Genomic DNA, 14,908 nt, shown 5'->3' with positions numbered 1-14,908 from the left:
TGAGGAGCTTAAGGTGGAACTGAGTCAGTTAACTGCAATTTCCCCTGTCGATGGTCGATATGCTGGCAAAAGCGTAGAATTACGCAGTATTTTCAGTGAGTACGGCTTATTAAAATACCGTGTAGAAGTAGAAGTACGTTGGTTACAAATGCTGTCTACTAACCCACAAATTGAAGAAGTTCCTGCTTTTACAGACACGTCAAATGCACTACTAGACAAAATAGTAGCTGAATTTAGTGTTGAAGATGCCATGCGCATCAAAGAAATCGAGCGCACAACAAACCACGATGTGAAAGCGGTTGAATACTTTCTTAAAGAGAAGGTTGCCGACAATAGTGAGCTTTCAGCGGTAAATGAGTTTATCCACTTTGCGTGTACGTCTGAAGACATCAACAACCTTTCACATGGCTTAATGCTTCGCGAAGCCCGCGAGACCGTTATTCTTCCTTACTGTGACAAATTAATTGAAGCGCTAGTAGAGCTTGCTAAGCGCTACCAAAACGTACCTATGATGGCACGTACTCACGGTCAGCCTGCTTCACCTACCACCATGGGTAAAGAAATGGCAAACGTGGCTATTCGCCTAAAGCGTCAGCGTAGCCAAATCGCAGGTGTTGAGTTACTTGGTAAGATTAACGGTGCAGTGGGCAACTACAATGCACACTTGTCAGCGTATAAAGATGTAGATTGGCACGAAGTTTCAGAGAAGTTTGTTACCTCACTAGGTCTAACCTGGAACCCGTTCACTACGCAAATAGAGCCGCATGACTATATTGCAGAAATGTTTGATGCCATTGCGCGCTTTAACACCATTCTTATCGATTTCGACCGTGACGTTTGGGGTTACATTGCACTGGGTCACTTCAAGCAAAAAACGGTAGCTGGCGAAATCGGCTCTTCTACCATGCCACACAAAGTTAACCCTATCGATTTCGAAAATTCAGAAGGTAACTTAGGTCTGGCGAACGCTATTTTTGACCATTTAGCAGCTAAGCTTCCTATCTCTCGCTGGCAACGTGACCTTACCGACTCAACCGTATTACGTAACCTCGGCGTAGGTGTAGGTTATGCGGTTATTGCGTATCAGGCTACTTTGAAAGGTATCAGCAAGTTAGAAGTTAATGAGCAAAGCTTACTTAACGAGCTAAACAACAATTGGGAACTGCTTGCAGAGCCTATTCAAACTGTTATGCGTCGTTACGGTATTGAAAAGCCATACGAGAAGCTAAAAGAGCTGACCCGTGGTAAGAAAGTAAACGCTGAGGTCATTGCTGAGTTTATTGATAACCTAGATATGCCAGAAGCGGCCAAAGCAGAGCTTAAGGCATTAACGCCTGCTACATACATTGGTGATGCAATCAGGCTTGTAGATCAGTTATAAGCCCTTACGCTTTCCACTACACTGAAAAACGCGGTCATTAGTACCGCGTTTTTTTATTCCTGAATTTCTCTACATTGAATTTTCACCTACCCGTGGGAGCAAGCAAATGGATTTACGCAACACGAACCACACTCCTTTCTCATTGCAGGAAAAACACTGTGTTGTACTTTCCCCCACGGTTTCGAAGGTGTTAAATACAACGCTGGAAACCAAAAGTAGTGCCGCGAATTTAAAAAGCTGTATAAAAAATGCCGTCGTCATTTTTTGTGACCTATCAGGCTTCCAACAACTCTCAGTTAAATATGGCGACATTACATGCGCCAGACTTGTAGATAGCCTGTTTTCTGAATTCGATGTGCTTGCCGCTGATTTACACCTTTCGCCATTAAAAACCAACGGCGATCAATATATTGCGGTTGGTTTTAGCGGCGAACATAGTAGTACAACACACTCGCTTTTGAACGCTCTGGTGAACGCCATCGAATTCGCATTTCGCGCTCGCGAGCTTGTAAATAGCAACGACCTTTTAGCTTCATCTTCAAGCCAACTGCGAGTTGGCATTGCGACAGGCTCTTTACTTGCCGGCCAATCTTCTCGCCCGCTTGCAGGCTTTGATATTTGGGGGACTACGGTAAATAGGGCTGCAATGTTAGAGCAATACACAGCACCTAATACAATTGCTATTTGTGAGAAGTCTTACAGCCTGGTTAAACGACAGATTATTCATCGCTCTAGCGCGAGTGCGAATAACCCTTGTTCCTTTAATACGTACTTCACTTGTGGTTCAAATATAAACGCTAACACTGAGCTTTCAACGCGTGAACACGACAAGCGGAAACTCAGTGAGTCAAAAATGTGTGGCGAAAATCGCAAAGAAACCACATTCCTACCAAAACAGCTGCACACGAAAACAATGCTAATAAGCGCATACGTTTGCTAACTCCTGTCTAGCGCATCTGATAACCACCCATGTCATGTAAACATTGAGCTAAAAAGCACGTGATTTCTAAGTTAGATGAATTACACCTGCAGTAACTCGCCGCGAGTACGAACATGTTAAGTTTCGCTGAGTGGGTAATTATTTATGCGAACCGTTATGAATTCGGCTCTCCCTACTGAATCAGGTGAAGCAAATGCAAGGTAGCAATAAACGTTTCAATAATCGATAATGCCGCCCATAAGCTTCAACCTCGCTTTTGACAAAGTGCTAACGCTTACCGCATATTTGTAACGCCACGCACAATACTTAAATCAACAGATTAAACCCATTTAATTGGCTTACTATAAGAGACACTATGCCCACTAACGACAATTCGTACATTATTGATGCACAATCTGGAAACGGCTTTAATGCAGAAACCTTTCTAAAAAACTACTGGCAGCAAAAGCCGGTAGTCATCAAACACTTCTTTGACAACTTTGTAGATCCTATCGATGAGAACGATCTTGCCGGTCTAGCACAAGAATCGGAAGTGGATGCACGTATTATTAGCAACGTGAAAGGCAGCTGGCATGTTGAACAGGGGCCAATTACCGATTTTGACAAAGCATGTCAGGGCAAATGGACATTACTAGTTCAAGGCGTAGATAAATATGTGCCCGACGTAACCCCTCTACTAGATCCCTTTTCTTTTATCCCTAATTGGCGATTGGACGACCTGATGGTGAGCTTCGCCACCAATGGTGCAGGCGTTGGTGCTCACATCGACCAATATGATGTATTTTTAGTTCAAGGTAAGGGCCGAAAACGCTGGCGTGTGGGCAAGCCGGCGGACTATAAAGAAGTTTTTCCACATCCAAAATTAAGACAAATTGAAGGCTTCGACCCTGTTATAGATGTTGTGGTTGAGCCTGGCGATGTGGTGTACGTACCACCGGGCTGGCCTCATGATGGAGCGACAATTGAAGATAGCCTCACCTACTCTGTGGGTTATCGTGCTCCGGACAATCTGCAACTAGCGGAAAGCCTGGCGATGATGTTGGATAAAGGCGCACATAATTATCGCTTTACCGATGCAAGCCGCTCTATGCAAAGTAATCGTGCTTGGGTAAATCCAAGCGATGTTGCCATTCTTAAGCAGCAGCTCATAGATGCGATAAACGGTGAAGACTTTACTTTGGCACTTCTAGAAGCCATGAGTGAACAAGGCATTCCTGAATATCCGCTAGAAGACGAAGTATCGCTAGAGCAAATTTCAAATGAGTTTGCCGCAGGCATTAGCTTTGTTCCTGCACCGGGTGTGCGTGCATTACTATGTGACGGTAAGCGTGGTCTTCCTCGCGCACTCTTTGTAAATGGCAGTCAGTTCGAATTTGGCAAAAGTGACCAAGAATGGTTTGAAGTGCTGGCATCAGGAGGCGTTTTGAACGCAACGTGTTGCCAAGACGCGCCTTCTTTTACATTTTTAGAAACCTTAACTACACTTATCAATAATGGTTACTGGGAATGGTTCGAAGGTTAACAGGTAAGTATGGCGTTTACGATACAAAACGTCGATTGGGAAAAGGATAAACATCGACTAAAAGCACTAAGGGAACATGTATTTGTTTTAGAGTGGCGCGTCCCCGAGGCAAGCGAGTTCGACGAACACGACAGCTCAGCGTGCCATGTGCTTATCGTCAATGATGAAAACGAACCCATTGCCACTGGGCGCTTAACCAAACGAGGCGAACTAGGCCGAATTGCTGTTAAGCGCTGCCACAGAACATTGCCTGTTTATCGCGCTTTGTTTGAAGCGCTGATTAACACGGCAAAGCAAAACAACGTCCCCATTATCAAAGTAGTCTGCAATTTAGAAAGCGTGTCCTATCACCAATCCATTGGTTTTATTCCCGACGGGCAAGTATTTATGGACGCAGGCGTTCCAAGACAACGTCTAAAATGTCCGGCAGAGCGATTTCCTCTTCCGGACGTGACTCAACTTCATTAAGCTATGTATTTACAAACCGTCTCACTAATACGGGCTATTGCCTGGAATTAATTCCAAAGATCTGGCGCGTTCTGCATGGCAAACAAGCTTTCAGCACGATTAATTAGTAAAGCACCAAACGCCTTTTGGGTATCGTCTGCGCCCTCTGCATTAATAAGGTTTTCTGCTTTCAACTGCCAATGCATAGCAAAGTGACGCAGTACGTCCTTGGCGTCTTTGGCGTTATCGACTGATGTGTAATCAGAAGGTAAATCACCACTAATAACCCAATAGCGTTTACTGTCCATTGCTCTAATTTTCCAAACTGCAAGGTACGGCATTAAATAACGACTTTCTTCGGTAATAACAGAATCAAACAACACGCCATTTTCCGCTAAAAATTTGTTTGCCTTTTGAAACTGCTCTCGCACCCATGTTGCGCGTTCTTCATCACTGATTGGTTGGTTTTCTGGTTGTTCTGCCATTTTTACTCTCATTATTATCGTTATCTGTTCTTACTAGTACTGCTACTTGATACCCATGTCTCAGTTACCTTCTAGGCAGTTTTGCCACTAGTTCGTAGCGTACGCCTTTTTTATCTTTGTACTTTATTTCATTCTTGCTTTCCACCGCAATTAGGGCATTGTGCCCACCGAAGGTGTTAACCGCTTACTTATTCGACAATCTTTAAGAATACCCAGCACCCAGTTATTCAAAGGTCGGGCACAAACATTTACATTTTTCATATTGGCAAATGTGCTTCTTTGGGCGAAACTGTGAGATGAAAACTTCACCAAGCCGAGTGTTTATACATGCGAATAGTAAGACTTACCCTTGGAGCAATCCTGTTTATCGGCGGTATTGTTCTAACATTACTTCCGGGCTCTATCTTGTTAGTGGTAGGCGGTTTAGTGCTCTTAAGTTACGACTGGCCAAAAGCGCGAAGCTGGCTCAAATACAGCCAAAAAACAATGACGAGTGGTGCCCGTAGAATTGATCGTTTTCTTCTTATGCGAAAGCTGCGTTAATTGTTTTTGTTCTAACAGGTGTGCTTTTAGAAAGTTGAGCACGCCATAACGCACAGTGCGTTTCGCCCCCCTCTTCATCTCTCACCACTTTGTCGCAAAGTGTTAGCAATTAAACTTATGTAAATGCGTAATGATGCAATGCGTGTTAACGTAATCTAAAGTATAAATTGCGAAGCCTTTAACAATAATAATAGTGGCAATTATCTGAGCATGCTCAGCATCTTAGATAGTTCGTATCATCAGGCAATGTAACCGTATCGATATGATTTTGTGCAATGCGTTGACCCCGCATTGCGCTGCTTGGGTAGGCCAGATTTAAACAATCTGGTCCAAGTCATATCTTTCGCTTACCTATGGAGACAAGACCATGATCACGTTTACCGTTAATGGTAACAAACACGAATTTTCTGGTGACCCATCAACACCAGTGTTGTGGTACCTTCGTGACGAATTAAATCTTACAGGACCTAAGTTTGGCTGTGGTATGGCGCAATGTGGCGCTTGTACTGTTCACATTGATGGCATGGCACAACGCTCTTGCGTATTGCCTATATCAGCCGTTCAAGGCAGAAAAATTACCACTATTGAAGGGCTAAGCGAAAATGGCGATCACCCTGTCCAAAAAGCGTGGGTAGAACATAAAGTACCACAATGTGGTTTCTGTCAATGTGGGCAAATCATGCAAGCTGCCAGTCTATTATCAACCAACCCAACGCCAAGTGACGAAGAAATTGTTCAGAATATGTCGGGCAACATCTGTCGTTGCGGAACGTACCCTCGCATTCACAAGGCCATTAAGTCTGCGTCGAAATCAATAAGCGGCAACGCTGGCGTGAGCTACTTTGACCCAGCCCAAGCGGGAGAAGAAGCATGAGTGAGAATACCTATTTTGATATGAATCGCCGCAGTTTCTTAAAATCGACAGCAGCGGCAGGCGCACTGGTTCTTGGTACCTATTTCATGGGCGGTGCACCTCGCGCCATGGCTGGCGTATTAGCAAAGCCGGCGGAAAACGCAAAGCGCGCAAACTTGTTCATTGCACTTCGCCCCGACGGCATGGTTGAAGTAACGTGTCACCGCAGCGAAATGGGTCAACAGATCCGAACCGCCATTGCGCAAATTGTAGCTGACGAGATGGAAGCGGCGTGGGACAAAGTCATTGTTATTCAAGGCAAAGGCGACCCCAAATACGGTGACCAAAACACCGATGGCTCGCGTAGTATCCGCTTCAATATGCAGCGTCTTCGAGAAATGGGCGCAAGCGTGCGTTATATGATGCAACATGCAGCAGCTAAGCGTTGGGGTGTTGAGCCAAGTACCTGTGTTGCCGAGCAGCATGTGGTAACACACACTTCAGGTAAAACGCTTGCTTATAAAGACTTAATAGACGATGCATTAACCATTACGCCGCCAGAAGCAGATAAGCTTAAGCTTAAAGAAAGGAAAGAATGGCGTTACATCAATACCGGTATGGCGCATATCGACCTTCAAGATATCGTTACCGGTAAAGCAACCTTCGCCGCCGACGTGCGCGAGCCAAAAGCACTTGTTGCTATAATCGAACGCCCACCTGTAGTGGGCGGTAAGGTGAAAAGCTTCAATGCAGATAAAGCAAAAGCGGTTAATGGCGTTGTTGATGTAATTGAAATTCCAGCGCCAAAAGGTGCGCCTCAGTTCCAACCAAAAGGTGGGCTAGCCATTATAGCTAACAACACATGGGCAGCATGGCAAGGCCGCAAAGCATTAGACGTCACCTGGGACGATGGCGCAAATGGCGACTATAACTCAGCGAACTTTAAAGAGCAGTTGCTTAACACAGTAAACGCACCTCAAGCGCTTGTTAGAGAAAAAGGCGATGCGTTGAGCGTTTTAGAAAAAGCCAGCGACAAGCTGGTTGCTGACTATTACGTGCCGCATTTAGCACAAGCCCCAATGGAGCCACCTTGTGCTACTGCCATGTACTATAAAGATCGCGTTGACGTATGGGCAGCAACACAAAATCCGCAGGCTGATATGGAAACCGTGGGCGCTATGGTTGGCATGGACAAAGAAAAAATCAATGTTCACGTTACCATGCTAGGTGGTGCTTTCGGGCGTAAGTCTAAGCCTGACTTTTCAGCGGAAGCAGCATTCCTATCAATGAAAACGGGCAAGCCAATTCGCGTTCAATGGACACGTGAAGATGATATTCAGCACGGTTTCTATCACGCGGTCTCTGCTCAACATGTTGAAGCTGCACTTGATGAAAACGGTAAAATTGACGCTTATCTTCACAGAACCGCGTTTTCACCTATTGCCTCTACGTTCCAAGAGGGCGCGAACGCACCCTTTAGCTTTGAGTTAGATTTGGGCTTTACGGATAACCCTATTCTTACGCCCAACATGAAGTTAGAGCGCGGTGAAGCACCAGCCAAAGCCCGTATTGGATGGATGCGTTCAGTATCTAACATCTTCCACGCGTTTGCTGTACAGTCGTTTATTAATGAAGCAGCCCACAAAGCAGGCAAAGACGCTAAAGATTACCTATTGGAAGTAATTGGTCCTGATAGAATTATTGATGTGACGGATCAAAAAGCCGAATATCAAAACTATTGGGGTGATAAGTCGGTTTATCCTTTGGATACAGGCCGTCTTCGTAATGTAATTGAGAAAGTATCTGACATGGCAGGCTGGGGCCGCAACATGCCTAAAGGCCGCGGACTGGGTATTGCTGCGCACCGTAGCTTCTTAACTTACGTTGCTACTGTGGTTGAAGTTGAAGTGTCTGACGCTGGCGATCTTAGCGTGATTAAATCATGGGTAGCCATTGATGCAGGTACTGTAGTTAACACCGATACGGTTAAAAACCAAACCCAAGGCGGCTCGGTTTACGGTATCACAACAGCTATCAGTGACGGTATAACGTTTGATAAAGGGCGTGTACAGCAGAGTAACTTCCACAACTACCGTGTACCGCGCATGAGCGATTCACCACTAGAGGTAGAAGTTGAAGTAATTGAAAGCGATGCGCCGCCAGCAGGTGTAGGTGAACCTGCAACCCCCGTGTATGCGCCAGCGCTGTGTAATGCCATTTTTGCTGCATGCGGTAAGCGTATTCGCCAGCTACCTATTGGTAACCAGCTTAAAGCGTAAGCATTCTTTAGATTCGGCTTAATCGCTGGTTTGATGAATAAATACTAACGCTATTTAAGACAAGCAATCATATCAAAAAGGGTTAACACACACTGTGTTAACCCTTTTTTTATGGATGTATTCGGTAGTGTCTCAATAGTGGCGGGGCAATTATCTTCGCGGATTAGTTCAATAGAAAAGACTATATAAGTTATAGATACTTAGGCAAAAACACGCTATCGAGATAACAACGCAAGCAACAAAAAGGTGAATAAAAACACCATAACTTGCATAGGCAAAAACTGCACATATCAGACCAATAGTGAATTCAACCAGCGCTGCTTCACAGAACGTTCTGATGTTACTGATTACAGGTTGTGCAAAAAACTTAAATTTATAAGCCATCTCAGTTTCCCTCCCCAGCCTCATCCATACTACTAGCCTAACGCTATTTACAATAGCACACTAATCCAACCGGACATAATTTAACTAAGTAATATAAGAAGGTCTTGAGCTTTGTTGCACATCAAAAAGGCGAAAAAACCTAGTCATTAGTATATTCACCATTTCCAACTAACTAAGCCATTGCTTAAGAGCAGCAAACAACCATTAGAGACAAAAAAGGAGGCCAACATGACCTCCTTTTAGCCAAACTGTAAATCAACCTGTAACCTTACAATTAAAAGGAAAATACTTTCAGTGTTGGACGGTTAATTCCTGCCTTATTCTAATAGGTTATTCTTACTCGTAGTTGCGTTCCATCCACATTAACTGCATTTTAAGCTCGTTAATTTCTTTTTGCGCTTCCGCCAACTGCTCTACCACAGAGCGTGATTGCATAACGTTTTCTTCGGAAGTATTTACTGAAACTGCGCTGTCATTATGTGCCATGAGAATTCAACCAAGTTAATTATTAATCAAAGATTCAAAGAGAAAGTCACTTTGTAATATTACATTTTTAATTACACAAAGTCATGTTTTCAACACGCAAAAATGCATAGTTTTGCTAAATAACCACAGTTTTTTTAAGGAATGAAACATGAGCAAAGATTTGCTTCTAGATGAGTGGCCATCACTTTAAGTTGCCTAACAAAAAAAGAGACCTTATGGTCTCTTTTTCAATAATATCAAAGCGATAACGTCGTGAAATAGCACGACGTTAGATGGAAAACTAAATAGCCCTTAAGCTTTCTAGCCTTCACATCCGAGCTGCGTGATTAACCGTGCTTTTCAGCAAGGTAAAGCCAAGTTTCAACCACGGTATCAGGATTAAGTGATACCGAATCAATCCCTTCTTGTACCAGCCACGCGGCGAAGTCTTCGTGATCTGATGGACCTTGACCACAAATGCCTACGTATTTTCCACGCTTCTTCGCTGCCTGAATTGCCATTGACAACAATGCTTTGACCGCTTCATCACGTTCATCAAACAAGTGCGCGATAAGACCGCTGTCGCGATCTAGACCTAGGGTTAACTGCGTTAAGTCGTTAGACCCAATAGAGAAACCGTCGAAAATGTCTAGGAACTTATCAGCAAGCAAAGCGTTTGAAGGTAATTCACACATCATGATAACGCGAAGGCCATTTTCACCTTTCTTAAGTCCCTGCTCTTCAAGAAGCTCGATAACTTGACGACCTTCTTCTAATGTACGGACAAACGGGATCATGATCTCAACATTGGTCAAGCCCATTTTGTTGCGAACGCGCTTAATGGCTTCACATTCAAGGGCAAAACAATCGCGGAAATCTTCAGAGATGTAGCGGCTTGCACCACGGAAACCCAACATTGGGTTTTCTTCGTCTGGCTCGTATTGATAACCGCCCACTAAGTTGAAGTATTCGTTCGATTTGAAATCTGACATACGAACAATAACTTTCTCTGGCGAGAATGCAGCGCCAATGGTTGAAATACCTTCCACCAATTTCTCGATGTAGTATTCCTTAGGCGACTCGTAGCCTGCAATCATATCGCTAATTTCTTCTTTCAACTCTTCAGGCTGGCTGTCGAAATTAAGTAGTGCTTTAGGGTGCACACCAATCATGCGGTTGATAATAAACTCAAGGCGAGCAAGACCAACACCCGCGTTTGGCAAGCGAGCAAAATCAAATGCGCGATCAGGGTTACCCACGTTCATCATCACTTTTAACGGTAGGTCAGGCATGGCATCGATGCGTGACGTCACTACGTCGAACTCTAGTTCGTCACCGTAGATAAAACCGGTGTCACCTTCAGCACAAGACACAGTAATTTTATCGCCGTTCTTGATACTGTCAGTCGCGTTACCACAACCAACTACCGCTGGAATGCCTAACTCACGTGCGATGATAGCCGCGTGACAAGTACGGCCACCGCGATTGGTAACAATTGCAGAAGCCTTCTTCATGATAGGTTCCCAGTCAGGGTCTGTCATGTCAGTTACCAGAACATCACCCGCTTGAATTTTGTCCATCTCTTCAATTGAATCAAGCACTTTCGCCACACCAGCACCGATTTTGTGACCAATTGCACGGCCTTCACAAACAATGTTGCTTTGACCTTTCAACTGGAATCGCTCAATGCTTTGTGAGTCTTCACGGCTGCGTACTGTTTCAGGGCGAGCCTGAACAATGTAAAGTTTGCCGTCTGCGCCATCTTTTGCCCACTCGATGTCCATCGGACGCTTGTAGTGGTTTTCAATGATCTGCGCCTGTTTAGCAAGCTCCATTACTTCGTCGTCAGTCAACGAGAAGGTTTTGCTGTCAGCTGCATCAATATCGACAATAGACACCTGCTTACCGTGTGCTTCATCATCTGAGTACACCATTTTAGTAAGCTTACTACCAAGGTTACGACGAACGATAGCAGGCAGGCCTTTATCAAGTGTTGGTTTGTGAACATAGAATTCATCAGGGTTAACCGCACCCTGCACCACCATTTCACCTAAACCGAATGAACTGGTGATAAATACAACGTCTTCAAAGCCAGACTCGGTATCGATAGTAAACATAACGCCTGATGATGCGATATCACTGCGCACCATGCGCTGAATACCTGCAGATAGCGCCACCCCTTTGTGGTCGTATCCTTGGTGAACGCGATAAGAAATAGCGCGGTCGTTAAATAGCGATGCGAACACGTGCTTAATTGCCACAAGCACGGCTTCATAGCCTTTAACGTTTAGGAAAGTCTCTTGTTGTCCTGCGAAAGACGCATCAGGCATATCTTCAGCCGTGGCTGATGAACGCACTGCGAATGACGCTTCTTCACCTGCATCACCCTGTAATGTGACAAACGCAGTTTTGATTTCTTCTTCTAGCTTTCCTTGGAAAGGTGTGTCGATGATCCACTGGCGGATATTCTTACCCGCTTCGGTGAGTGCGTTTACGTCATCCACGTCTAACGAGTCTAAAACATCGTGGATGCGCGCTTCTAGGCCACTTTGCTCTAGAAACTCATTAAATGCCTCGGCGGTGGTAGCAAAACCTCCCGGCACCTGCACACCGGCGTTCGCCAGGTTTGAAATCATCTCGCCTAATGATGCATTTTTGCCGCCTACGCGACCCACATCATGCATGCCCAGTTCTTGATACCAAAGTACGTATTCTTGCACAGCCCAAGCCTCCAGCTTTTTTATGTGTAGGGTATGAGGTTAATTTCAGGTTTGTGCTTTTTGTCACCTGAAACTCATCAAATTGTAGTCGATATGTGGTGAAAACCACTGTTAACGCTGTCCATTACGTTTGACAGCAAACCTATTGATATTTGCCATCATTCACAAGAACCGTGTAGCTTTTCGACGAAATCATCTTAGAATGGGGAAATTCAGAATGTAAACCCTTTATTACTTTTGTAATAAAATTACACCAATGTTAAGGATATGTTGTGCGCACAGCTTTTTATATTTCAGATGGTACAGCCATCACTGCAGAGGTCTTCGGCCACGCCCTGCTTTCCCTGTTTCCCGTTTCTTTCAATCACAACACCATTCCTTTCGTTGAAACTGAGGAACAAGCTCACAAAGTTTTACAGCAAATTTCTGAAAGTTTTCAAGACACCGGAGAAAGGCCGCTCGTTTTTTATACAATTGTGAATGTAGATATTCGCAAAATAATCTCGAAATCTGTGGGCATTAACTATAATTTTCTCGATCAATTCGTAGCGCCACTGGAAAAAGTATTGGGTGTTCCTTCAAAACCAGAAAAACATCGTACACACAGTATCCACGAAACCACCTACGATATTAGAATTGAGGCCGTGAACTACGCATTGGCTAATGACGATGGCTCTAACCTAAAAGATTACGATGAAGCAGACATTATTCTTACTGGTGTTTCACGCTCGGGTAAAACGCCAACAAGTCTTTACTTAGCACTTCAATACGGAATAAAAGCAGCGAACTACCCTTTTACAGAAGAAGACATGGGAGACATGCTGAAACTGCCTCCTGCCCTAAGACGATTTAAAAACAAACTCTTCGGACTAACAATTGAAGCCGATAGACTACATCAGATACGTTCAGAGCGACGCGCAAACAGTAAATACGCATCGCTACCACAATGTAGGATGGAGCTTCGTGAAGTTGAGAACCTGTATAGAAAGGAAAAAATTCCGTTTTTGAACAGCACTAAATATTCTATTGAAGAAATTTCGGCAAAGATCTTAGCCGAGACTGGACTGAAGCGCCGTAAGTATTAGTGAATCTAACAATTGGTAAACAAAAAAGCGTGCCGCAATGTGCATTTTGCCTGCAGCTAATCGAAATGAACCTAACGATTAATGCGGTGCGTTATCTTTTACCAATTTTCGGTAGCGCGATAGCTGTAAAGATGGAAGCCCCTCAACAGATATTTGCTTGAGCCAACGTCTCGCTTTTTCAGGGTCGTTGCCAAGCGTAGCGTTTTCCGCTATCCGCAACTTAATACTGTTAATTTGAGCGATATCCTTCGCTTGCTCCGCACATGCTAAACCATTCAGGAAAGCCTCCTCTGCCTCCTGATAATTCTTATTGTTGCGAAGCGCTACAGCATAATTGCTGTAGGCGACAGCTTGCTGTTGATAATCGGGTAGCTTCAACGCCCAATTCAACGATTTAATTCGATATTCAATATGTTTTGCGTTATCGCCTTCTTTTAGCGCGGCGTGCCCAAGCTCAGCAAAGATCTCATGGTAAAAGACAGGCGCATTATAGTTTTCACCTTCCAGTTGATCAGCAAAGTCCTGCGCTTCTTTCGTTTTACCAAGCACAGTCAAAAGATTTAAAACCCTTATACCTAGTTGAGGGGACGGCATCTTTTCATACTGTGCTTTCAATCCTGTCAGAGATTTGGTTAACGCTATTCTTGCTTCCTGCTCTCGGCCACTGGCCCGTAGCCACTTACCGAAAAACAGAGAAACTAGTGGCTTGTACTCTGGTATGCCGTTCAAATTTGTAGCTTCAAGCCAAGGTCTTAGAAGGGCATAAAGCTCATCATAACGTTGAAAGTTAAATAAGATATCAAACCTTCTTACTTGAAGGTCCCACCATGGTGGTGTGTTCTTATCTAATAGAGATTGCTGCGCTCTGATTTTCGATAAACATTCGTCGACACTATCCTGGCAAAGAGGCTGAATATCTTTAATCGCGGCATTTGCATGAAATACAAAAAGCGCTAGGAATAATAAAATGGTGGCTAATAGAGATCTCATTATTATTATGGCAATGCGTCTATTTTGTATGAAGTATAGGTTAAAAGCAGTTCTTATAATAGTTAGCAAAAGCTCCTAATTTCTTTAGTGGCTAGCATCATCGCATGCTCCGTGACCTTTCGCTGATAGCAATTATCTATCACGGATAATCAGTTACATTTCATTGATTTAGCGATATTGTTAAAACGCAATTGATACAGTATAACATAACCATTAATTAAAGGAGTTAGCGTCATGTTTACAGAAGAGATGGTACATACAGCCCTTCAGACTTGGTGCGACAATGTTGTTGCGGTGGGAAAAGTACACGCTGAAGGTGGCGATGCGAAGGCGTTCGCATCAAAGGTTTTATCTGAAAACTACGATTATGATAATGGCAAGGTGCTATTTAAGCCTACCTTAACGTTTGGTGCTCAAACATTTCGCCCAACAAAAGAAGGGGCGCTTTCCTACTTCGTAGGTGGCAATAGCGACTACCCCAACGACAATGGGTTCAAGCTTAAGCCTTGGGTAAAGGTTTGGTATAGCAAGGAAGATTTCATATTGAACGGCGAGTTAGCCATTGTTCAATGCAACGTACATTTTATTGGTGCAGACGACAGCCATATTTTTGTGAACAAGAGCTTTGTCTTCAGGCAATGCGACGACGGTAAAATTAGAATTATCCTTCACCAATCTTCGCTACCTTATCAGCCATAAGCGTTAGCAATGGCTCTAATGGCACAGGCTTGACGCCTTTAAGTGTCAAAAAACACGAGGCGCGGTAAAAGTCGTGCCTCGTTTTATTCTAAAGGTGCTGTAACGCTGTAAATAA

The 14,908-nt window shown here is 44.1% G+C and carries 13 protein-coding genes; 9 read left to right on the top strand and 4 right to left on the bottom strand.

From position 1 onward, the window contains the following. Nucleotides 1-13 precede the first annotated feature (13 nt). From purB to MHN02_RS09760, 4 genes are all read left to right on the top strand, one after another. Complete coding sequence (gene purB / locus MHN02_RS09775; RefSeq protein WP_039229483.1) at nt 14-1,381, top strand: adenylosuccinate lyase; 1,368 nt, start codon at nt 14-16, stop codon at nt 1,379-1,381. 106 nt (nt 1,382-1,487) lie between these two features. Next, the gene (locus tag MHN02_RS09770; RefSeq protein ID WP_239245795.1) at nt 1,488-2,321 is read left to right on the top strand and encodes an adenylate/guanylate cyclase domain-containing protein; all 834 of its coding nucleotides are present in this window, start codon (nt 1,488-1,490) and stop codon (nt 2,319-2,321) included. A 355-nt stretch (nt 2,322-2,676) separates the two neighbouring features. After that, a complete protein-coding gene (locus tag MHN02_RS09765; protein ID WP_239245793.1) occupies nt 2,677-3,843 on the top strand; it encodes a cupin domain-containing protein in 1,167 nt (388 codons plus the stop codon). A 9-nt stretch (nt 3,844-3,852) separates the two neighbouring features. Continuing rightward, the gene (locus MHN02_RS09760; protein ID WP_014949322.1) at nt 3,853-4,311 is read left to right on the top strand and encodes a GNAT family N-acetyltransferase; all 459 of its coding nucleotides are present in this window, start codon (nt 3,853-3,855) and stop codon (nt 4,309-4,311) included. Between the two features lie 47 nt (nt 4,312-4,358). Here MHN02_RS09760 and MHN02_RS09755 read toward each other — a convergent pair whose 3' ends face one another. Continuing rightward, nucleotides 4,359-4,775 (bottom strand): DUF4826 family protein, encoded by a 417-nt coding sequence (locus MHN02_RS09755; RefSeq protein WP_014949321.1) that lies wholly within the window; start codon nt 4,773-4,775, stop codon nt 4,359-4,361. 327 nt (nt 4,776-5,102) lie between these two features. Here MHN02_RS09755 and MHN02_RS09750 point away from each other — a divergent pair, with 327 nt between their 5' ends. From MHN02_RS09750 to MHN02_RS09740, 3 genes are all read left to right on the top strand, one after another. After that, nucleotides 5,103-5,318: a PGPGW domain-containing protein gene (locus MHN02_RS09750; protein ID WP_014976394.1), complete on the top strand. Its 216-nt coding sequence runs from the start codon at nt 5,103-5,105 to the stop codon at nt 5,316-5,318. Nucleotides 5,319-5,685: 367 nt separating this feature from the next. Then, nucleotides 5,686-6,192: a (2Fe-2S)-binding protein gene (locus MHN02_RS09745; protein WP_239245791.1), complete on the top strand. Its 507-nt coding sequence runs from the start codon at nt 5,686-5,688 to the stop codon at nt 6,190-6,192. After that, the gene (locus tag MHN02_RS09740) at nt 6,189-8,450 is read left to right on the top strand and encodes a molybdopterin cofactor-binding domain-containing protein (protein WP_239245789.1); all 2,262 of its coding nucleotides are present in this window, start codon (nt 6,189-6,191) and stop codon (nt 8,448-8,450) included. Before MHN02_RS09745 ends, MHN02_RS09740 begins: the two co-directional genes overlap by 4 nt. 720 nt (nt 8,451-9,170) lie before the next feature. On the opposite strand, the gene MHN02_RS09735 is transcribed toward MHN02_RS09740, so the two are convergent. Both MHN02_RS09735 and ppsA read right to left on the bottom strand, forming a co-directional pair. Further along, a complete protein-coding gene (locus tag MHN02_RS09735; RefSeq protein ID WP_155279892.1) occupies nt 9,171-9,320 on the bottom strand; it encodes a hypothetical protein in 150 nt (49 codons plus the stop codon). Between the two features lie 326 nt (nt 9,321-9,646). Continuing rightward, nucleotides 9,647-12,019 (bottom strand): phosphoenolpyruvate synthase, encoded by a 2,373-nt coding sequence (gene ppsA, locus MHN02_RS09730; RefSeq protein WP_239245787.1) that lies wholly within the window; start codon nt 12,017-12,019, stop codon nt 9,647-9,649. Nucleotides 12,020-12,291: 272 nt separating this feature from the next. Here ppsA and MHN02_RS09725 point away from each other — a divergent pair, with 272 nt between their 5' ends. Then, nucleotides 12,292-13,104, top strand: coding sequence for a pyruvate, water dikinase regulatory protein (locus tag MHN02_RS09725; RefSeq protein WP_014949315.1), 813 nt, complete (start codon nt 12,292-12,294; stop codon nt 13,102-13,104). A gap of 78 nt (nt 13,105-13,182) precedes the next feature. On the opposite strand, the gene MHN02_RS09720 is transcribed toward MHN02_RS09725, so the two are convergent. Continuing rightward, nucleotides 13,183-14,094 carry a tetratricopeptide repeat protein gene (locus MHN02_RS09720; protein WP_239245785.1) on the bottom strand — a complete coding sequence of 304 codons (912 nt, stop codon included), beginning with the start codon at nt 14,092-14,094 and terminating at the stop codon, nt 13,183-13,185. Nucleotides 14,095-14,328: 234 nt separating this feature from the next. Here MHN02_RS09720 and MHN02_RS09715 point away from each other — a divergent pair, with 234 nt between their 5' ends. Next, nucleotides 14,329-14,793, top strand: coding sequence for a hypothetical protein (locus MHN02_RS09715; RefSeq protein WP_239245783.1), 465 nt, complete (start codon nt 14,329-14,331; stop codon nt 14,791-14,793). Nucleotides 14,794-14,908: the final 115 nt, after the last annotated feature.

Origin of the sequence: Alteromonas sp. CNT1-28 (genome assembly GCF_022348345.1) — a bacterium.
GTDB classification, from domain to species: Bacteria; Pseudomonadota; Gammaproteobacteria; order Enterobacterales; family Alteromonadaceae; genus Alteromonas; species Alteromonas macleodii.
This window is presented reverse-complemented; position numbering and strand designations above follow the sequence as displayed.